The organism is Aeromonas sp. R7-2 (assembly GCF_040908105.1).
In the GTDB taxonomy this organism is placed as follows: domain Bacteria; phylum Pseudomonadota; class Gammaproteobacteria; order Enterobacterales; family Aeromonadaceae; genus Aeromonas; species Aeromonas caviae.
Window position 1 is genome coordinate 247,836 of record NZ_JBFODC010000012.1, and the last position, 19,349, is coordinate 267,184.

A 19,349-nucleotide genomic window follows, 5' to 3' on the forward strand; every position below is an offset into this window, starting at 1 on the left:
TTCAAGTGCCTACTTATTGCCCTCCCTGCGAGAGCCGCTAACACCCGCGCCAAAAAAATGCGACAATGCGCCGCAGTTGAACACATGGTGAGTGAAGAACGATGTCTGCCAAAATCATTGATGGAAAACAGGTTGCGCAAACGATTCGCAATCAGGTCGCCGCGCAAGTCCAACAGCGGTTGGCGCAGGGGAAACGGGCACCGGGTCTGGCGGTGATCCTGGTGGGGCTGGATCCGGCCTCCCAAGTCTATGTGGGCAGCAAACGTCGCGCTTGTGAAGAGGTGGGATTTGTCTCCCGCTCCTATGACCTCAGCGCCACGGCGACACAAGCGGAGCTGCTGTCCCTGATCGACCAGCTCAACGAGGATCCGGAAGTAGACGGCATCCTGGTGCAGTTGCCCTTGCCGGCCCACTGCGATACCACCCAGGTGCTGGAGCGCATTCGTCCCGACAAGGACGTTGATGGCTTCCATCCCTACAACGTGGGTCGTCTGGCCCAGCGGATCCCGGCGCTGCGACCCTGCACCCCCAAGGGGATCATGACCCTGATCGAGACCACCGGCGTCAAGACCCATGGTCTGCATGCGGTGGTGGTCGGGGCTTCCAACATCGTGGGGCGCCCCATGACGTTGGAGCTGCTGCTGGCCGGTTGCACCACCACCACCTGTCACCGCTTCACCCAGGATCTGGAGACCCAGGTGCGCCGGGCCGACTTGCTGGTCGTGGCGGTGGGCAAGCCCAACTTCATTCCGGGGGAGTGGGTCAAACCCGGTGCCCTGGTGATCGACGTGGGCATCAACCGCCTTGCGGACGGCTCCCTGGTGGGAGATGTGGAGTATGAGACCGCGCGCAATCACGCCGCCTTCATCACGCCGGTACCGGGGGGAGTAGGCCCCATGACGGTCGCCAGCCTGATGGAGAACACCCTGAGCGCCTGCCAGGATTACCACGACGCCTGATGAGGGCGCCGGGCAGAAAAGAGAAAGGGAAGCCATTGCCTTCCCTTTTTTTATTGCGTCACTCCCCCGGATCGCTACTGGATATCAGAGGAGGGCCAGGGCAGCGGCCAGATCGGCAATCAGATCGTCGGCGTCTTCCACCCCGATGCTGAAGCGGATGAGATCGTCATTGACTCCGGCGGCGAGGCGGCTCGCCTCGTCCATGGCGGCGTGGGTGGTGCTGGCCGGATGGCAGGCGAGACTCTCGAGATCGCCGAGGCTCACCGCCTGCACGAAGAGTTGCAGGTTGTCGAGCAGGGTGGCGCAGCGCTCAAACCCGCCTTCCAGCTCAATGCTCACCATGCCGCCAAAGCCGCTGGCGAAGGCGCCGAGGGCATCGTGGCCCGGATGGCTGGCAAGGCCCGGGTAGATCACCTTCTTCACCGCCGGGTGGGCATCCAGGAACTCGGCCACCTTCTGGGCGTTGTGCAGGTGGGCATCCATGCGCAGGGGAAGGGTCTTGACCCCCCGTTGCAGCAGGTAGGCCTCCTGCGGGCCGATGGGGGAGCCGATGTGCTTGAGGGCCACGGTGCGAATCGACTTCATCAGCGCGTGAGAGCCCGCCACCACCCCGGCGATGATGTCGCCGTGACCGCCCAGGTACTTGGTGCCGCTGTGCATGACGATGTCGATGCCAAGCTCGAGCGGGCGCAGCAGATAGGGGGTGAGGAAGGTGTTGTCACACACCGTGATGGCACCCACCTTGCGGGCCGCCTCCACCACCACCCGCGGATCCACCACCTTGAGGGTGGGGTTGGTCAGGGTTTCAAAGAGTACCACCTTGGTGGCGGGGCGGATGTTGGCCAACAGCGCCTGATCGCTCTCGTAGGCGGTGATCTTGATGCCGGCGCGGCTGAAGGTCTGCTTGAGGAAGGCATCGGTGCCGCCGTAGAGGGGGCCGATATAGGCCACTTCATCACCGCTGTCGGCCAGGGCATACATGATGGCACTCACCGCCGCCATGCCGCTGGCCACCACCAGTGCCTCATCTGCACCTTCGAGGGCTGCCAGCTTCTGCTCCAGCTCGGCGGTGGTGGGGTTGCCAAAGCGGCTGTAGATGAAGCCGGGGGCTTGACCTGCGAAGCGCTCCTTGCCCGCCTGGGCGTTGAAGTAGCTGAAGGTGCTGCTCTGGTAGAGCGGGGTGGTGAGGGCGCCGGTCTGGGGATCGATCCGCTGGCCGCTGTGCACGCTCATGGTCTTGAATTTCATTTTTGTACTCCGTCATTGCCAGGCTGTTGCCCGACTGCTTGTGTTATCCGGGGCGCCGTCGCGCCCCTTTTCTAATGTGGTGTGGCGGCGTTGTCAGGCTAGCGCTGGCTCGCGCTGCGGCTCGCCTGCATAGTGGCGGGCCGCCACATCCGGGTGGGAGCGCAGCCTCCCCTTGAGCACGTTTTCCCCCACCTGATAAAAGAGCGGGTTGGCGGGATCGCTCTGGGGCCCTTCGGCCAGTGCCGCCAGCTCGGGGGAGAGGCTAAGCAGTGGCACAGTCGCATCCAGCCTTGCCGCCATGAAGAAGGCGCAGGAGAGGCGCGATACCCCGGGAGGCGGGCTCACCACCCGGTGCAGGGTGGCCTTGAGGTAGCCGTCGGACGCGAGCTCCAGCAGCTCGCCGATGTTGACCACCAGGGCGCCCGGCAGGGGGGGCGCGGGGATCCAGCCATCTGCCGTCTCCACCTCGAGCCCGGAGTGATCGTCCTGCATCACCAGGGTCAGGTAGCCGGGATCCTTGTGGGCACCTACCCCCTGACCACTGCTGCCTTCAGGTTGTCCGGGGTAGTGAATGAGCTTCATGTGCTGGTAGGGGGCACCGCGAATGCTCTCGTCAAATACCCCGGCGGGCTGCCCCAGCACCTCTGCGAAGGCATCCAGCAGGGTGAGGGTGATGTCGCTCAGTCGATCCTGCCATGCCAGCAGCCGTGTTTTCATCTCGGGCAGGGCGGCGGGCCACTGATTGGGGCCGATGAGGCGCTGCCAGGGTTCACGAATATGCGCCACAGGCAGGGCCTGGGCCTCGTTCATGATATCGAACTGCTCCCGCAGATCCGGCCGTGCCCGGGTGAGCTCTGCCCCCACCTGGTTGTAGCCGCGAAAGTGCGGGGAGTGAACCATCTGCACCGCCCGTTTTTCTTCAAGTGGCAGGGCGAAGAAGCGGGCGGCGAGCGCCAGGGTCTCCTGGCGCGCCGATTCGCTCAGATCATGGCCCACCAGATAGAAAAAGCCCACTTCGCGGGCGGCCTGGCCAAGCTGCGCCAGCATCTGGCTGCGTGCAGCCGGGGTGCCCTTGAGGGCGGCGAGATCGATGATCGGCAATGATGGGGTGGTCATGGGCATCTCCTCACTTTCCGTGAACGGGGTCTGCGTGCCCCGGCGTGCGGGGTGTTGCGAAACCGGGGCGCACTCTTCTTGAGTGGCGCCGTTTGGGTTGAGGGTGATGCTACTGTTCGAGGTTATAAGGTGGAAGCAACAAAATATTCTTAGTTATATACAAAATTCGAAATGGAATTCGGACTTGAGCGAATGGAACGAGCATCGGGCGGCTCCGGCGGCGATCTGCCGTACCGGGCGAGAGCGACATTGGCGTGACGGGATAGACGCGGGAGAGAAAAGACGGAGGGAGGCATCCGCCTCCCTCCGTGTGACTGTCATGGGAAGGGTTGCTGGCGCGCCTTTCCTCAGTAACCCAGGGTGAAACGCTGGCGCAGGTGAGCCGGTGCTTGCACCTCGTTCAGCACCCCGTCCGCCAGATCGCCGACCGTGATCCCGGCGGGCTGCTCGCCGCTGAACAGCACCTGATCCGTGCCAAGGCGGTAACCGCCGCGCTTCTCGCCGGGTTCGAGGAACACCGGTGGGGAGACGAAACGCCAGTCGAGGGTGGTTTCCCGGCGAAGGGCGGTGAGGCCGTCCCGGGCCGCGAGGGCCCCTTGCTTCCACTCTGCCGGGAACTCCGGGGTATCCACCAGCTGCACGCCCGGGGCGATTTCCAGACTGCCGGCACCGCCGACCACCAGCAACCAGCTCCCGGCGTCGTTGGCGGCGGCCACGATAGCGCTGGCCCCCTTGAGGTACTGATCGTAGATGTCCGGGGCACTCCAGCCCGGGTTGTAGGCACTGATCACCCGATCGTGCCCCTTGAGCACCTTGGCCAGTGCCTGGCTGTCCTGGGCGTCCACCGCCACGGCGGTGACTTGCGGGTGAGCGGCGACCTTGCTCACGTCACGCACGATGGCGGTGACCTGATGACCGCGGCTGACGGCCTCCTGGAGGATGGCTGAACCGACAAAACCGCTGGCACCGATGAGGGCAATCTTCATGGGAATTCTCCTTCACTGTGGGAATGGGGCTATCCTACGCCCCCGAGTGTGATTTAATAATCCACTTAAAATTGCATTCACTTGTAAGCAGGGCTTCATAATGGATCAGCTCAGACGCTACGCCATCTTCGCCGCCGTGGTGGAGGCGGGCAGCATGACCGGCGCCGCCAAGGCCCTCGGCATGACCCCGTCTGCCGTCAGCCAGCATATCAGTCAACTGGAGAGCCAGCTCGGCCTGCCCCTGCTGCACCGCTCCACCCGCCGCCTCAGCCTGACCGAGGCGGGGGAAGTGGTGTGGCAGGGTTGCCAGTCGTTGCAGCAGACCCTGAACGACACCGAGCTGCGCCTCTCGGAGGTGCGCGACAGCCTGCTCGGAGAAGTGCGGATCACCGCGCCGGTGGGGATGGCGGGCCAGCCCCTGGCGCGGGCGCTCTCGCCGCTGCTGCAGGCGCACCCGGGCCTGGGCATCCAGATCATTGCCGACGACGAGAAGCGGGATCTCATCAAGGATCGCATCGACGTGGCGCTGCGGGTCGGCACGCTTGAAGATTCCACCCTGGTGGCGCGCAGACTGGGTCAGACCCGGATGCTGCTGTGTGCCTCGCCCGCCTATCTGGCACGCAAGGGCACGCCGCGCAGCCCGGCGGATCTGCTGGCCCACGACTGGTTGGCCTCGGACATGCTGGGGGGGGGGATACTGCTGTTGGACGAGAAGGGGGAGACCCACAAGATCAAGCCCAAGCCCAGGGTGCTGTGCAACAACGTCTTGCCCCTGCGCCAGTTCACCCTGGCAGGGCAGGGGATTTCGCTGCAACCGGAAGGTGAAATAGAAGAAGATCTCGCCACCGGTCGGTTGCTCGTGCTGCTGCCGGGCTTTTTGGCCCCTCCCATGGAGATCCATGCCATCACCCCCCAGCGGGAGATCCCGGAGAAGGTGCGGCGGGTGATCAGCGCCCTTCGCAGCCACTTTGCCGAGCATGGCCAGAGCCGTCTACCCTGAGCGAGGCGGGATGAATAGCCAGGCGGTGCGCCGGCCTTGCGGTCGGCGCGACACCCCTGTTTAATGTGGCCCTCCCGGGCCAGAGCGCCCTCTGCTGGCGTGGTCTCAAGCGCATCATGACACCGACTTCTCCCCACCCACTCCGTGAGCCGGCACCCGAGGCGCGCGCCCACCTCACCCGCATCGAGCGAGTGCTCGACTACATCCATGCCAATCTGGATCAGCCGCTCTCCCTGGAGGCGCTGGCCCGGCAGAGCTGCTGGTCCCGCTGGCAGTTGCAACGGGTATTCCTGCATGAGACGGGCCAGACGGTGGCTCACTATGTGCGCGAGCTGAAGCTGAGCATGGCGGCGGAGGCGCTGCTCTCCACCCGGCTGCGGGTGCTGGATGTGGCGCTGGATCACGGGTTTGGCTCCGAAGTGAGTTTCAGCCGCGCCTTCAAGCAGCAATTTGGCTGCTCGCCGCTGGCGTATCGCAAGCGGGGCCTGCGGCTGGGGCTGCGCACGCCCCTGGTGCGGGCGGCGGTCCCCCGCTCTGCCTCTCCCAACCTGGTGCAGGTGCGCATAGAGAGCCTGCCGGCGTTCACCTTGCAGGGAGTCAGTGGCACGATCCGGGGGTTGTTCGATGCCTCACCGGATTTTCAGCAGACGGTGCCCGCCATCTGGCGAGCGCTGCGCGAGACGGGGGCGCTGGACCTGTCGAGGGAATGGCTGGGGGTGGTGGATGTGTCGGGGGCAGGGGAGCGGCTGCCTTACTGGGCCGGAGTGGCCACGACGGCGCCTACGCCCCCCGGCCTGTCGAGTCTCAACGTGCCTGTTCAGGAGTATGCCGTGCTCACCCACAAAGGACCCATTGCCCAGCTGGGGGAGAGCCTGCACTGGTTCATCCTGCACTGGCTGCCGGAGTCGGCATACCGGGGGCTGGACGGTTTCGAACTGGAGCGCTATGCCCCCGGCTTTGACGGCCAGCAGCCCGACGCCACCATGGAGTACTGGCTGCCCGTCGCCCCCCGTTAGGGAAGGAGGCTCACCCCGGCATGGAGCCGCGATGGCTCCGGGCGTGTGGCGCTGGTCAGGAGATCAGTGAACTGGGCCGGTGGCAGCGGCTTGGCGAAGTAGAAGCCCTGCAGGTAGTCGATGCCATAGTGGCGTGCCATCTCGACCTGTTCCTGGGTCTCCACCCCCTCGGCGACCAGAGCCAGCTCCATGCGATGGGCGAGATCCAGGATGTTTTCGACGATATGGCGGGAGGGGCCTTCCTCTTTCATTCCCTTGATAAAGCTGCGATCGATTTTGATGATGTCCACATGGAACATCTGCAGATAGCAGAGGCTGGAGTGGCCGGTGCCAAAGTCATCGATGGCGATGAGCACGCCCAGCTCGTCCAGGGCATCGAAGATGGCGCGGGTCTGCTCGTCCGCATCCACCATCTCCCGCTCCGTCACCTCGAGCACCAGGCGCAGATCCTGGCCCGGGAAGGCGTGAAGAAAGTCGCGGCACTCGGCGACGATGTCCTGGTTTTTGAAGTGCTGGGCGCAGACATTGACGGCGACGTGAAAGCCGGGGGGCAGCCTGTCGGCCACCCCGAGCAGATAATCCCGGGTCTGGGCCATCAACTGGCGGGTCATCGGTACTATGTAGCCGCACTCCTCCGCGAGGGGAATGAAGTGGTTGGGGGCAATCATCCCTTGTGTGGGATGACGCCAGCGCATCAGCACTTCACAACCGCGCAGGCGCCCCTGCCTGTCCATCACGGGTTGCAGATGGGGGATGAACTCCCGGGCCGCCATGGCTCTGGCAAGCTCGCTGCGAGGGGAGCCGCTGCGCCCCCTCAGATAGAAGGTGAGCAGCCCCAGCAACAGCGCCAGCACAGGGGCGGCAAGCAGGTTCTCCTGGTTGTACGCCCAGGCAAACGCCAGCACTTCCTTGTAACCGTTGAGCGCCACCAGGCGATAGGGATGAGCGGTGGGATCGCTTTGTTGCAGACGCTGTCCCCCTTCCAGCAGGCGGGCTGCGGGCAGGGTCCTGCCGTGGCCATCGAGGGCCTGGTCCCCGAGGAGGAAGAAGAGGTTGTCCTCCCCCATCACGGCCTGCAAGGCGCCGAAGATGTGGAAGCCGTCCAGCTCCACCAGCAGGGTGCGATCGCCGGATGGCTGACGGTAGAGGATGGCGGTCTGCCCGGTGATGGGGCTGTGTCTGGCGAGGAGCAGCGTCTGGTTGCCCGCCGGGCCACGGGGAATATCCCGGGTGAGGATGGGCCTGTGCAGGGTGGTACAGCGCAGTTGCTGCCCCTCCAGCACATAGAGTGCCCGCGCATAGGGGGAGGCGGTGATGAGGTCGCGCAGGGCCAGTTGCTCATCCTGGCAGCGGCCCATGGCGAGGGGGCGGGCGGCCTCGACCAGGGACTGACTGTCGTTGATGGCACTCTCTATCATGGCCCGGGCATGGTTCAGGCTGCGCGCGTTGTCCTTGCGAAGGCCGCTGGCCGCCTGCAGGAGGTTGAGGGCGGTGAGGCCGACCAGCAAGAGGAGCCCGAGCACGATGGCCAGACGCAGACGCGGTGCCAGGGGATCAGTCGGCATGGTGCACCCGATTCTTGCCGGCATCCTTGGCCTGATAGAGCGCCTGATCGACCCGCGCCAGCAGTTGCTCGGCGGACTCCTGTCGCCACAGTCCCAACCCGGCAGAGAAGGTCACCACCAGTTCCGGTTCGCGCCATGGCCGCTGTGCCACCTGGGTGCGCCACTGCTCGAGCAGCGTCAGTGCTCTGGTGCTGTCATCCCCGGGAATGATGATGGCCAGCTCCTCGCCGCCGTAGCGGTAGAGGGTGGCCTCCTGGCCTGCAATCTGCCGCCCTTCCCGGGCCACCGCCCGCAGGACGTCGTCACCGACCGGGTGGCCGTGGGTGTCATTGATGGATTTGAAGTTGTCCAGATCGATCAACCCCAGGCAGAAAGGGCGGCCGGCGATCAACTGGTCGTCGAGTGCCTTGTCAAAGCAGCGGCGATTGAACAGGCCCGTCAGGGCATCCGTGTTGGATGCCTCCACGGCTTCCAGCATCTGGCGATGGCCGTTCTGGATCTCCTGGCGCAACTGATCCCCCGGTTTGCCCGCGTGGATGCGTCCGGCGCGCATCAGGGCGACAAGCAGGGTCAGGACGATGACTCCGAAGGTGACGTTGAGCTGGGTATCGCAGTGCAGGTTTTGGTAGGCGGTCTCATGCATAGGCGTGTGCTGATGGCTTGGTATTGTCTCAATCAGGGCTGATAAAAGGGTGGGCATGCTATCGCCTCCTTTATCAATAGCGATTGACCAGGATCAACAAGGGCAGGGAGAACGCGACCATACTTGTCTGATGAGTGTGAATATGGGGGTGAAAATGCCGCCATGTTCTGAATATGTGATGGTTACTTTCTAATTGGCTGTGCAAGTGAAGGCGGTGTCCTTCATCAGGCGGCCATGATGAGCCCTCCCTGAGAGCCTCGACGGCGTCGCCATGTTGCCTCCGATAGCAGATGGCATGCCTGCCACCCTCGCTTTCCCCGCTTCCGCGCCAACATGCCCCAAATTGTTAATATCGGGGCAAAATAGAACAATAAAATGCAAATGATATTTGTTACTATTCACATGCAGTAAGTAATCGAGGATCAGATGCAGCTTGTTCACCCCCCTTTGACCCTGGTCGCCGTGACCATCTCCACCCTGCTTGCAGGCTCTGTACAGGCCGCCGCGCCCGAAAGCCAGGATACGGCCACCGCCGACGAGACCCTGACCGTGCTCGGCCAGACCTATCGCAACACCGCGACCAAGACCCGGCTCGACCCCATCGAGACGCCCCAGGCCATCTCGGTGGTGGATGGGGAGACCCTGTCGCTGCGCGGTGTCAGTTCGGTGAGCGAGGCGCTGCGCTACGTGCCCGGCGTCAACACCGAGCTGAGGGGCGGGGCGGTCAACCGGCTGGATCTGTTCAACATCCGTGGCTTTGACAACTACCAGAACTTCTATGACGGCCTGTTGCTCCAGTACAACGACTGGAACCTGCAACCCCAGATAGATCCGGTGGCCATCGAGCAGCTGGAGGTGTTCAAGGGGCCGACATCGGTGCTCTATGGCAGCATGCCCCCCGGCGGCATGGTCAACCTCATCGCCAAGCGCCCCCAGCGGGAGAGCAAGCACAACGTGAGCGTGGCGACTGGCACGGGCACCCTGAAGGAGATGACCCTCGACAGCACCGGTGCCATCAACGAGCAGCTCGCCTATCGGCTGGTGGGACTGGCCCGGGAGAAGGATGGCCAGGCGGTGACCTCGAAGGAGGAGCGCTACGTCTTTGCGCCGTCCCTGGACTGGCAGCTCGGCGAGCGCACCCTGCTGAACCTCAACCTTTACTACCAGAAGGATCCCGAGGCCGGCATCTACACCACTGTGCCCGCCAGCGGCTCGGCCAAGTCCAACCCCCTGGGGCAGCTTGGCAGCGACACCTTCCTTGGTGACGAGAACTGGAACGAGTACAACCGGGATGTGACCCTGCTGGGCTACAAGCTGAGCCACGACTTCAACGAGCGCTGGCAGGTGCTGCAAAATGCCCGCTACATGGATGCGTCCGCCTATCAGCGCAACACCTACAACGCGGCCCTGGCGGCGGACAACCGCACCCTGGCCCGCAACGCCTATCTCACCGATGAAGACTCTCGCGGCGTAGTCATCGACAACCAGCTGGCGGGCAAGGTACAGACGGGCTCTGCCCAGCACAACCTGCTGCTCGGGGTCGATTACCAGTACCTGGATGCCCATATCCTCTACCGGGATACCCTCGACTACTCGGCGCCCAGCATCGACATTTTCAACCCGAACCATAGCCAGATAGTCCCAGAGGCACTCACTTTCAACTACCAGGATAAAAAGGTGATCCGTCAGTCCCAGACCGGCGTCTATCTGCAGGATCAGGTGCGCCTCGATCGGCTGGTGGCCATCGGCGGCGCCCGCTACGACCGCTACCGGATGGACACCGACAGCCGGACCCTCTATCAGGGGGCGGACAGCCAGTCCCTGGCCCACATCGATCAGGACAACCTCTCCTTCCGTGTCGGCGCTCTCTATGAGCTGGATGGCGGCTTCTCCCCCTATGCGAGCTATGCCGAGAGTTTCGAGCCGGTGCCGGGGGCGGACAAGCAGGGTCAGGCGTTCAAACCGGCGACCGGTCATCAGTGGGAAGGGGGCGTCAAGTTCCTCTCCGACGACATGAGCAAGACGGCGACGCTGTCGGCGTTCCACATCACCAAGAAGAATGCCCTGGTGACGGATCCGGACAATGTCTACGGGCCCAAGCTGCAGACCGGGGAGACGGTCTCTAGGGGCATCGAGCTTGAGGGGAGAGCCGATCTCACCAGCCAGCTGGATCTGGCCCTCAACTACACCCTGATGGACATGGAGATCACGCGCGATACCACCACGTTGCAGGGCAAGACGCCGGTCTGGGTCCCCAGACAGATGGCGTCGCTGTGGAGCAACTACTACCCCGGCGGCAACCTCGAGGGGATACGAGTGGGCGCCGGCCTGCGCTACGTGGGGGAGGCCGAGATGGATGCCGCCAACACCGACAAGGTACCGGACTACCTCCTGATGGACATGTCCGCCTCCTACGATCTCGCCGCCCTCAGCGCAAGCCTGAAGGGGGTAGGTGTATCGCTTGGCGCCAGCAACCTGTTCAACAAGACCTACTACTCCTGCTACGACCAGAACAACTGCTGGTTCGGGGCCGAACGAAGCGTGGAGGCGCGACTCAAATACGCATTCTGACCTTGCGCCCCGGCACGCGCCCGGGGCCCTTTCAACGAATGGGCGAGGAGAGGGCGCGCGGTGTGCCGCGCGGCCTTGGCCGGGAGAAAGCGGACGCGGAACGCGCCCTCGTCTCGGATCACCAGGCCCTGTTCGCGGCGGCGGCCAGCCTGATCCCGTCCCTCAAGGGGAACCTGGTGGCGGCCGGTGACGTGCGCCCGCCACTGACTGATGCCGCCGGAGCGACGTCGGCCGAGGTGGCCGCAGCCCTCCATGCGCACTGGCAGCAGGCACACCCGGAGGCGGGGCCCGCCTACTGGCTCACCCGCAGCTGGGGCATGCTCTGCTGGCAATCCATCTATCTCGCCATGGTGGCCGTCTATCGCCATCAGGCCATGCCTGCCCTCGACAGGTTGGGACAGGGGCATGAGGCAGGCGTGGTGTCGGGCTTTACCCTACCGGCCGAGCCCATGATCAGAGGGGAGGTCGGCGTGTTGATCAAGACGGCCGGGGAGCGACTCCAGGCGCACTGGCAGGGGCAGTTCACCCTCCTTGGGACGGCGCAGCGGCTGCGCCCCGGTTTCGTGCGCCCGCTCCTGGCGGACGATCTGCTGGCGGCCCTGGTGCGGGTACCCGATTTCTTCGGGGAAGTGAGTCGGGAGGAGGTGAGGGCCCATGCCCCCCTCTGGCTTGAATCCTGTGGTCTGCCGTCGGCGCATCTGACGGGTTGGCGCGAGGCGGGGCTGCCCCGGGACGAGGCCTTCCCGGGCTATGTGCGCCAGCGCTGCTGCCTGCACTACAAGCGCCGGGATGGGGAGCTTTGTGGCAACTGCCCACGAAGGCTGGGTGGGGCGAGGGGTGACGAGTGCTGATGCCCGACTCTTCGTCTGCGCGGGCAACCCGTGGTGAAAGCCGCCTGATCCTGGCGGCTTTTTTGTGCCCGGCTTACTGGGCCGCCATCCGGGTGCGAATGCGCTCGAACAGGCTCTGCAGGCAGGCCTGATCTTTGTCGGCGGCGCGCACGGCGCCATACATGTGGCGGCGAATGCCCTCCCCGAGAGGGCGCGCCTCAAGCAGGCCCTGGCGCACGAACTCCTCGCTGGCCCAGCGGGGCAGGGCGGCGAGCCCGAGCCCGGCGGCGGCCATCTGCAGCATGACCGAGGTGTTGTCCACCGGTTTGCAACGGGCGGGCTCCACCCCGGCCGGTTGCAGGAAACGGCTGAACACGTCCATGCGCGCCCGCTCCACCGGGTAGACCAGCAGCACCTCCGGTCGCAGATCGTCTGGTGCGATGCGCCGCTGCTGGCAGAGGGGGTGATCCGGCGCCATCACCAGGGTGAGATCGAAGGCGAACAGCGGCTCGAAATGAAGATCTCCGCGGGCCTGCACATCCGAGGTGAGCAGCAGGTCGAGCTGGCCGCCAAGCAGGGCACTGATGGCATCGAAACCCGGCACCGACTCCACCTCCAGATCCACGCCGGGCCACTGGCGGCGAAAGTCCGGCAACAGCGGGAGCAGCCACTGGATGCAGCTGTGGCAATCGAGGGCCAGATGCAGCCTGCCCGCCTCGCCGCTGTGCAGGGCGACCAGCTGGCGCTCGGTCTGGGCCAGGGCGGGCAGCACCTGACGGGCCAGGGCCAGCAGATGCTGGCCTGCCGCCGTCAGCACCAGAGGGCGGCTTTTTCGAAGAAACAGCTCCAGATTGAGGCGGGTCTCCAGCTCCTTGAGCTGGTGGGAGAGGGCGGACTGGGTGAGGTTGAGGGTGAGCGCGGCCCCGGCCAGGGACCCTTGCTCGGCCAGGGCGCTGATGGTCTTCAGGTGTTTGAGATCGATGCCCAGATTGCTGCTCTGAGGGGGGCTGGATGGGGTGGGCGCGACCATGGCACTGCTCCTTTGTGCGTCAGTTGAGAAATTCTTGAGAGCCAGTTGAAGAGGATTCAATAGCCAAGGTCACCTTATCTTGTCATTTTGGATGTGTAAACATCTGGATGGCCAAACAATCCAGATCCTCATCAGATAAACGAGCATAAGGAATGGAACCTATGACCTGCGCACACACCCTGGGCTTTCCCCGTATCGGCGCCAAGCGCGAACTGAAATTTGCCCTCGAATCCTACTGGCGTGGCGAAACCACCCAGGCCGAGCTGGTCGCCGTGGGCAAGAGCCTGCGTGAGCGCCACTGGCAGGCCCAGCGTACCGCCGGGGTCAACCTGCTGCCGGTGGGGGATTTTGCCTGGTACGATCAGGTGCTGGGTACCAGCCTGCTGGTAGACGCCGTGCCTGCCCGTCACCGCCACGGCGACACCGACCTCGACACCTTGTTCCGGGTGGCCCGTGGCCGTGCGCCGACCGGCCCGGCGGCGGCCGCTGCCGAGATGACCAAATGGTTCAACACCAACTACCACTACCTGGTGCCGGAATTTTACCGTGACCAGCGCTTCAAGCTGGGCTGGAGCCAGCTCTTTGACGAGGTGGAAGAGGCCAAGGCCCTTGGGCTGCCGGTCAAGGCGGTGTTGCTGGGCCCCGTCTCCTACCTGTGGCTTGGCAAGGAGAAAGAGAGCGGCTTCTCCCGCCTCGAACTGCTGGATCGCCTGCTGATCGTCTACCAGGAGATCCTGGCCAAACTGGCGGCCCAGGGGGTGGAGTGGGTGCAAATCGACGAGCCAGCCCTGGCGCTGGACCTGCCGGACGAGTGGCGCCTGGCCTACCTCAAGGCATATGAGCGCCTGAGCGGCCCCTGCAAGCTGCTGCTCACCACCTACTTCGGGTCCGTGGCCCATCAGCGAGACATCATCACCAGTCTGAAGGTGGACGGCCTGCACCTGGATCTGGTGGCTGCCCCCGAGCAGCTCGAGACCCTGGTCCCGCACCTGCCGGCCCAGTGGGTACTCTCGGCGGGTGTCATCAACGGCCGCAACGTCTGGCGTGCCAACCTGGCCAAGCTGGCGCCGACCCTCAAGGCCTTGAAAGAAAAGCTTGGCGAGCGCCTCTGGGTGGCCTCCTCCTGCTCCTTGCTGCACAGCCCGGTGGATTTGACCCTGGAGCACGAGCTGGATCCCCAGACCCGCAGCTGGTTCGCCTTCGCCCTGCAAAAGTGCTATGAGCTGGGGCTGCTGTCCGACTACCTGGACGGTGGCGCCCTGGACAAAATCGCGGCTTACAGCCAGCCCATCGTGGATCGGGAGTCCGACAGCCGGGTTCACAAGAAGGCGGTGCAGTCACGACTCGCCAGCTTGACCAACAGTGACTTCGATCGCCAGAGCGCCTACCCGGTGCGTGCCGACGCGCAGCGCTCGGATCTGAAGCTGCCGATCCTGCCCACCACCACCATCGGCTCCTTCCCGCAGACCTCTGAAATCCGGGTGCTGCGTCAGGATTGGCGTGCCGGGCGCATCGATGACCAGGCCTACGAGGCGGGCATCCAGGCCCAGATCAAGGATGCGATTGAGCGCCAGGAGGCCATCGGGCTCGACGTGCTGGTGCACGGTGAAGCGGAGCGCAACGACATGGTGGAGTATTTCGGGGAGCTGCTGGACGGCTTTGCCATCACCCGCTTTGGCTGGGTACAGAGCTATGGCTCCCGCTGCGTCAAGCCGCCGGTGATCACCCGTGACATCGACCGTCCGACCCCCATGACCCTTGAGTGGACGAAGTTTGCCCAGAGCCTGACCGACAAGCCGGTGAAGGGCATGCTGACCGGCCCCGTGACCATTCTCTGCTGGTCCTTCCCGCGCGAAGACGTGAGCCGCGAGCAGTCCGCCCTGCAGATTGGCCTGGCCATTCGCGACGAGGTGGCTGACCTGGAAGCCGCCGGCATCAAGATCATCCAGATCGACGAGCCGGCGATCCGCGAAGGGCTGCCCCTGCGCAAGCAGGATCACCAGGCCTATCTCGACTGGGCGGTGCGCGCCTTCCGCCTGAGCGCAAGCCCGGTGGTGGACAGCACCCAGATCCACACCCACATGTGTTACAGCGACTTCAACCTCATCATCGAGGCGGTGGCGGCGCTGGACGCGGATGTGATCACCATCGAGACGAGCCGCAGCCAGATGCAGTTGCTCGAAGCGTTCGAGCGCTTCAACTACCCCAACGAGATCGGCCCGGGCGTCTACGACATCCACTCGCCGAACGTACCGAGCCAGGGCTGGATTGAAGACCTCATCCGCAAGGCTGCGCAACAAATTCCGGCAGACCGGCTCTGGGTGAACCCGGACTGCGGCCTCAAGACCCGCGGTTGGGAAGAGACCACCGCTGCCCTGAAGGTGATGGTCGATGCAACCCGGGCGCTGCGCGCCGAGTTGGCCTGAGGGCTTCCATTCACCCGGACGAGCGCCCGGTGAGTGTCACCAAGACGAGAGAGGGAAGGCGACAGCCTTCCCTCTTTTTTTGCATGGCCGCTCCCTAGAGGGGGATCAGGGCGGGCCGGGGGACGGGCAGGTAGCGGGTGGGGGAAACCGACATCGTCACCGGGTGAGGGGCGCTTGCGAGCGCCTCGGTCAGCCACTGTTGGTCGAGGGGGATGGCATTGCGATCCTCGATCACCAGATTGAGGTGCTGGGCGCCCAGGCACCCGTAGCGGGCTGGGTCGGTCTGGGTAAAGAGGCCAAGACAGGGCACACCGCTGGCGGCAGCCAGGTGCAGGGGACCGGTGTCGGCGCTGACGAAGAGGGAGAGGCCGCCCGTGAAGCGGGCCAGCTCCCCCATGTTGCCAAGGGAAACGTGCACGTCCCCGAGCAGGTGCTCGGGGGCGGCGGGATCCGCGAGCTGGACCAGCAGGGCATCCGGGCTGTGACGGCGCAGATCCCCAAGCAACCGCTGCCACTGGGGCTGGGAGAGCCCCTTGCCCTTGCGGGCGCCGGTGAAAAAGCCGATCAGGGGACGGCCAGGATGGGCTCGTCGCAGCGCACTCAAGGCCGGGCTTGGCCCCTGCAACAGGCTGCCAAGGGGGATGGGGTCGGCCGGATTGCCCGGTATGCCGAGCAGTTGCAGGGGCTGGTGGGCGTAGTGGCACTCACTGTCCGGAGCCTGCGGACGCTGGAAGATGAGATCCCCATGGCCATCGTCGAAGCCGCATTTCTCACGGGCCTGTACCCAGGCGGCGATGAAGTGATCCGTACTGGAGGCGAAGGGGACGTAGACCCTGTCGTAGTGCTGGCGGCGCAGACGCGAGAGTGCCGAGAGGGCGCCCGGCAGGTGTCTGCCCTGCAACCGGATCTGATGAATGTGCCGCAGGGGCAGATCGGCCAGGAAGGGGAGCAGGGTGGTGGGGCTGCACACCAGCTCCAGCTCGGCGTGGGGATGGGCGCGATGAAGCTGGTGCAGGAAGGGCAGCAGGAAGAGGTTGTTGCCGATGCGGTTGGTGCTGCGAATGACCAGGATCCGGCGGGGGGCCTGCGAAGAGGGCGGCAATGCGCTGCGACTGGCAAGCCAGCCGAGCAGGGTTCGCTCCAGTCCCGCCGTCCAGACCCGGCGTTGGCCGTCGAAGCGGCGCAGGGCATCGTTGAGGTGAGTCATACCGTTGGGCTCCAGTGTTGGGATGGCGTAAAGGGTGCCAGCGGACTCTTAAGACAATGTTAAGAAGGGAAAAAGCGTGCGGATGATGGCCATGGCGGAGCGGGTGCTGGTGCGGGACGGGGGAAAGTGGCTAGAATTGCGCATTTGAAATAAATGTTATCGCCAGCGGGAGCACCATGCAGTTCAGGGATTTTTTGCCGGTATCGACCAATACCAGCGTCAAAGAGAGTTGTTACGGCGCCCTTGGCGCCTTCGTCGGCTTGTTCGGCACCGCCTTGCTGTGCCGCTGGGGGCTGGGGCTCGAGGTGCACTGGCTCATCGCCCCCATGGGGGCCTCCGCCGTGCTGCTGTTTGCCGCCCCCGCCAGCCCCCTGGCCCAGCCCTGGTCCATCCTTGTGGGCAACGGGGTATCGGCCCTGATGGGGGTATTGAGTGCGAGCCTGTTGCCGGACATGGCTATCGCTTCGGCCCTGGCGGTGATGCTGGCCATCGCCGCCATGTTCCTCACCCGCAGCCTGCACCCGCCCGGCGGCGCAGTGGCCCTGACCGCCGTCATCGGCGGCGAGGGGATCCGGGCGCTCGGGGTCGGCTACGTGCTGCTGCCGGTGCTGCTCAACTCCCTGTTGCTGCTGAGTCTGGGCTTGCTCTACAACCGCGCTCTGGGGCGTCGTTATCCCCATGGCGGCAAGGCGGCGCCCAATCGCCACCAGACGGCGGATACCCACCCGAGTGCCCGACTCGCCACCCAGGACATCGACTTTGCCCTGCAAAAACACGGGGAACTGCTGGACATCAGCCGCCAGGATCTGCAGGAGCTGCTGCAGGAGGCCCAGCTTCACGCCCTGCGGGGGCGAGTGGGGACGGTGCGTTGCCAGGATGTGATGTCGCGGGATCTCGTCGTGACGACGCCACAGGCGCTCGCCATGGAAGCGTGGCATCTGCTCTCCCACCACCAGATCAAGGCGCTGCCGGTGGTGGATGAGGGGGAGAGGCTGGTCGGCATCATCACCCTGCACGACCTGATGATCGACCGGGCGGGTCACCAGCCGAGGGCGAAGGAGACCCTTGAGCAGCAGCAGGTCGCGGATCTGATGACCCGGGAGGTGCAGACGGCGCGGCGCTACCAGCCTCTCTACGATCTGGTGGAGGCCTTCTCCGACGGGGGGCTGCACCACATGCCGGTGGTGGAGGGGGAGCAGCTGGTGGGCATCATCACCCAGTCCGACATGGTGGCGGCGCTCTTCACGCTGGCCCTGAAACCCGGACTGACGAGCGAGGAGGCGACCCCGGTGTCGTCATAGCCAGGGGGCAAGAAAAAAGAGGGCGTGCCAGGCACGCCCTCTTTTTTCGCAGACTTGCACAGACGGGTGGCCAACGCCTAGCCGTAGCGGGCCAGGGTGAGCCCCTCGTCGCTGATATCCGGGGTATTGCCCGAGATGAGATCGCTGAGCAACTGGCCCGATCCGGCCGCCATGGTCCAGCCCAGGGTACCGTGGCCGGTATTGAGCCAGAGCCCGGGAATGGGGCTTGGGCCCACCAGGGGCGTGCCGTCCGGCGTCATGGGGCGCAGCCCGGTCCAGAAGGTGGCCTGCTCCAGATTTCCCCCCTGGGGGAAGAGATCCCGCACCACCATGGCCAGGGTATCGTGGCGTCTGGGGTTGAGCGCCAGGTTGAAGCCCGAGAGTTCGGCCATGCCGCCCACCCGGATCCGTTCGTCGAAGCGGGTGATGGCGACCTTGTAGGTCTCGTCCAGCACAGTGCTGCGCGGGGCGCCCTCGGCATCCGTCATCGGCAGGGTGAGGGAGTAGCCCTTGACCGGGTAGACGGGGAGCTCTATCCCGAGGGGGCGCAGGAAGCCGGTGCCATAACTGCCGAGGGCACAGACGATGGCGTCGGCCTGGAAGCGCTGCTCGCCGGCACGGACCGCCACGGCGCGTCCCTTCGTGATCTCGACCTCGTCGATGGCGCAGTTGAAGACGAAGCTCACCCCGAGCTTGCGGGCCTCGTCCGCCAGGGCCTGGGTGAAGCGGAAGCAATCCCCCGTCTCGTCTCCCGGCAGGCGCAGGCCCCCCACCACCTTGCCACGTACCCTTGCCAGGGCGGGCTCGACCTCCTCGCAGCCGTCGGCATTCAGAGACTGATAGGGGACGCCGTACTCCTCGAGCACGGCGATGTCGCGCTGGCTGGCATCGAGCTGGGCCTGACTGCGAAACAGTTGCAGGGTGCCGAGCTGGCGCCCTTCGTAGTCGAGCGCCAGCTCGCCCCGCAACTGCTTCATGCAGTCGCGGCTGTATTCGGCCAGCCGTACCATACGCCCCTTGTTGACCGCATAGGCCGCCGGCGTGCAGTTGGCGAACATCTTCAGCATCCAGCGCAGCTGGAAGGGGTCCGAGGTGGGTCGCACCGTGAAGGGGGCGTGCTTTTGCAGCAGCCATTTGGCGGCCTTGAGGGGAATGCCGGGGGCAGCCCAGGGGGAAGCATAACCCGGGGAGATCTGACCCGCGTTGGCATGGCTGGTTTCAAGGGCCACCCCGTTACGCCGCTCCAGCAGGGTCACTTTGTGACCGGCCTTGGCCAGATACCAGGCGCTGGTCACACCGACCACGCCACCACCGAGTACCACTATGTCCATCTTGTCTCTCCTTGACTGGGGCCTCCACCTTAATCAGCCGCCACAGGATATTCAACTGGTGTCGATGTCATTGGTGGTTATCGCTATTCACATTTTGTTAACTGGCTCTCAATGTTGTCA

15 protein-coding genes are annotated in these 19,349 nt (G+C 64.9%); 7 read left to right on the top strand and 8 right to left on the bottom strand.

Features of this window, described 5'->3' with window-relative positions; genetic code table 11:
- Positions 1-101: 101 nt before the first annotated feature.
- The gene (folD, locus tag AB5Y47_RS02555) at positions 102-959 is read left to right on the top strand and encodes a bifunctional methylenetetrahydrofolate dehydrogenase/methenyltetrahydrofolate cyclohydrolase FolD (RefSeq protein ID WP_010674955.1); all 858 of its coding nucleotides are present in this window, start codon (positions 102-104) and stop codon (positions 957-959) included.
- An 84-nt stretch (positions 960-1,043) separates the two neighbouring features.
- Here the strand turns inward: folD and AB5Y47_RS02560 are convergent, their stop codons facing one another.
- From AB5Y47_RS02560 to AB5Y47_RS02570, 3 genes are all read right to left on the bottom strand, one after another.
- A complete protein-coding gene (locus tag AB5Y47_RS02560) occupies positions 1,044-2,207 on the bottom strand; it encodes a PLP-dependent aspartate aminotransferase family protein (protein ID WP_039041267.1) in 1,164 nt (387 codons plus the stop codon).
- 93 nt (positions 2,208-2,300) lie between these two features.
- Positions 2,301-3,323: an isopenicillin N synthase family oxygenase gene (locus tag AB5Y47_RS02565; RefSeq protein ID WP_139737991.1), complete on the bottom strand. Its 1,023-nt coding sequence runs from the start codon at positions 3,321-3,323 to the stop codon at positions 2,301-2,303.
- A 347-nt stretch (positions 3,324-3,670) separates the two neighbouring features.
- On the bottom strand, positions 3,671-4,309 hold the full coding sequence (locus tag AB5Y47_RS02570; protein ID WP_128274060.1) for an NAD(P)-dependent oxidoreductase: 639 nt from the start codon (positions 4,307-4,309) through the stop codon (positions 3,671-3,673).
- A gap of 100 nt (positions 4,310-4,409) precedes the next feature.
- Here AB5Y47_RS02570 and AB5Y47_RS02575 point away from each other — a divergent pair, with 100 nt between their 5' ends.
- Positions 4,410-5,309 carry a LysR family transcriptional regulator gene (locus AB5Y47_RS02575; protein WP_319860033.1) on the top strand — a complete coding sequence of 300 codons (900 nt, stop codon included), beginning with the start codon at positions 4,410-4,412 and terminating at the stop codon, positions 5,307-5,309.
- A gap of 116 nt (positions 5,310-5,425) precedes the next feature.
- Positions 5,426-6,325 carry an AraC family transcriptional regulator gene (locus AB5Y47_RS02580; RefSeq protein ID WP_202015025.1) on the top strand — a complete coding sequence of 300 codons (900 nt, stop codon included), beginning with the start codon at positions 5,426-5,428 and terminating at the stop codon, positions 6,323-6,325.
- Here the strand turns inward: AB5Y47_RS02580 and AB5Y47_RS02585 are convergent.
- Both AB5Y47_RS02585 and AB5Y47_RS02590 read right to left on the bottom strand, forming a co-directional pair.
- Positions 6,322-7,890 (bottom strand): EAL domain-containing protein, encoded by a 1,569-nt coding sequence (locus tag AB5Y47_RS02585; RefSeq protein WP_368219757.1) that lies wholly within the window; start codon positions 7,888-7,890, stop codon positions 6,322-6,324. The genes AB5Y47_RS02580 and AB5Y47_RS02585 overlap by 4 nt on opposite strands.
- Positions 7,880-8,533, bottom strand: coding sequence for a GGDEF domain-containing protein (locus tag AB5Y47_RS02590; protein WP_368219759.1), 654 nt, complete (start codon positions 8,531-8,533; stop codon positions 7,880-7,882). Before AB5Y47_RS02590 ends, AB5Y47_RS02585 begins: the two co-directional genes overlap by 11 nt.
- A 426-nt stretch (positions 8,534-8,959) precedes the next feature.
- On the opposite strand from AB5Y47_RS02590, the gene AB5Y47_RS02595 reads away from it, so the two are divergent.
- Entirely contained in the window at positions 8,960-11,104 is a 2,145-nt protein-coding gene (locus tag AB5Y47_RS02595) for a TonB-dependent siderophore receptor (protein ID WP_045524500.1), read from the top strand.
- Positions 11,105-11,142: 38 nt separating this feature from the next.
- Entirely contained in the window at positions 11,143-11,955 is an 813-nt protein-coding gene (locus AB5Y47_RS02600) for a siderophore ferric iron reductase (protein WP_199766830.1), read from the top strand.
- Positions 11,956-12,028: 73 nt separating this feature from the next.
- Here the strand turns inward: AB5Y47_RS02600 and AB5Y47_RS02605 are convergent, their stop codons facing one another.
- Positions 12,029-12,964: a LysR substrate-binding domain-containing protein gene (locus AB5Y47_RS02605; protein WP_039041273.1), complete on the bottom strand. Its 936-nt coding sequence runs from the start codon at positions 12,962-12,964 to the stop codon at positions 12,029-12,031.
- 161 nt (positions 12,965-13,125) lie between these two features.
- Here AB5Y47_RS02605 and metE point away from each other — a divergent pair, with 161 nt between their 5' ends.
- Positions 13,126-15,390 (top strand): 5-methyltetrahydropteroyltriglutamate--homocysteine S-methyltransferase, encoded by a 2,265-nt coding sequence (metE, locus tag AB5Y47_RS02610; RefSeq protein WP_368219761.1) that lies wholly within the window; start codon positions 13,126-13,128, stop codon positions 15,388-15,390.
- Between the two features lie 94 nt (positions 15,391-15,484).
- On the opposite strand, the gene AB5Y47_RS02615 is transcribed toward metE, so the two are convergent.
- Complete coding sequence (locus tag AB5Y47_RS02615; protein ID WP_368219763.1) at positions 15,485-16,597, bottom strand: glycosyltransferase family 9 protein; 1,113 nt, start codon at positions 16,595-16,597, stop codon at positions 15,485-15,487.
- Positions 16,598-16,773: 176 nt separating this feature from the next.
- On the opposite strand from AB5Y47_RS02615, the gene AB5Y47_RS02620 reads away from it, so the two are divergent.
- On the top strand, positions 16,774-17,898 hold the full coding sequence (locus AB5Y47_RS02620; RefSeq protein ID WP_368219765.1) for an HPP family protein: 1,125 nt from the start codon (positions 16,774-16,776) through the stop codon (positions 17,896-17,898).
- Between the two features lie 77 nt (positions 17,899-17,975).
- On the opposite strand, the gene AB5Y47_RS02625 is transcribed toward AB5Y47_RS02620, so the two are convergent.
- Positions 17,976-19,229 carry a D-amino acid dehydrogenase gene (locus AB5Y47_RS02625; protein WP_368219767.1) on the bottom strand — a complete coding sequence of 418 codons (1,254 nt, stop codon included), beginning with the start codon at positions 19,227-19,229 and terminating at the stop codon, positions 17,976-17,978.
- Positions 19,230-19,349: the final 120 nt, after the last annotated feature.

Excerpts from the sequence above, each read along its gene's own strand:
- folD (WP_010674955.1), top strand. The coding sequence starts at position 102 with ATGTCTGCCAAAATCATTGATGGAAAACAGGTTGCGCAAACGATTCGC.
- AB5Y47_RS02560 (WP_039041267.1), bottom strand. The coding sequence starts at position 2,207 with ATGAAATTCAAGACCATGAGCGTGCACAGCGGCCAGCGGATCGATCCC.
- AB5Y47_RS02565 (WP_139737991.1), bottom strand. The coding sequence starts at position 3,323 with ATGACCACCCCATCATTGCCGATCATCGATCTCGCCGCCCTCAAGGGC.
- AB5Y47_RS02570 (WP_128274060.1), bottom strand. The coding sequence starts at position 4,309 with ATGAAGATTGCCCTCATCGGTGCCAGCGGTTTTGTCGGTTCAGCCATC.
- AB5Y47_RS02575 (WP_319860033.1), top strand. The coding sequence starts at position 4,410 with ATGGATCAGCTCAGACGCTACGCCATCTTCGCCGCCGTGGTGGAGGCG.
- AB5Y47_RS02580 (WP_202015025.1), top strand. The coding sequence starts at position 5,426 with ATGACACCGACTTCTCCCCACCCACTCCGTGAGCCGGCACCCGAGGCG.
- AB5Y47_RS02585 (WP_368219757.1), bottom strand. The coding sequence starts at position 7,890 with ATGCCGACTGATCCCCTGGCACCGCGTCTGCGTCTGGCCATCGTGCTC.
- AB5Y47_RS02590 (WP_368219759.1), bottom strand. The coding sequence starts at position 8,533 with ATGCATGAGACCGCCTACCAAAACCTGCACTGCGATACCCAGCTCAAC.
- AB5Y47_RS02595 (WP_045524500.1), top strand. The coding sequence starts at position 8,960 with ATGCAGCTTGTTCACCCCCCTTTGACCCTGGTCGCCGTGACCATCTCC.
- AB5Y47_RS02600 (WP_199766830.1), top strand. The coding sequence starts at position 11,143 with ATGGGCGAGGAGAGGGCGCGCGGTGTGCCGCGCGGCCTTGGCCGGGAG.
- AB5Y47_RS02605 (WP_039041273.1), bottom strand. The coding sequence starts at position 12,964 with ATGGTCGCGCCCACCCCATCCAGCCCCCCTCAGAGCAGCAATCTGGGC.
- metE (WP_368219761.1), top strand. The coding sequence starts at position 13,126 with ATGACCTGCGCACACACCCTGGGCTTTCCCCGTATCGGCGCCAAGCGC.
- AB5Y47_RS02615 (WP_368219763.1), bottom strand. The coding sequence starts at position 16,597 with ATGACTCACCTCAACGATGCCCTGCGCCGCTTCGACGGCCAACGCCGG.
- AB5Y47_RS02620 (WP_368219765.1), top strand. The coding sequence starts at position 16,774 with ATGCAGTTCAGGGATTTTTTGCCGGTATCGACCAATACCAGCGTCAAA.
- AB5Y47_RS02625 (WP_368219767.1), bottom strand. The coding sequence starts at position 19,229 with ATGGACATAGTGGTACTCGGTGGTGGCGTGGTCGGTGTGACCAGCGCC.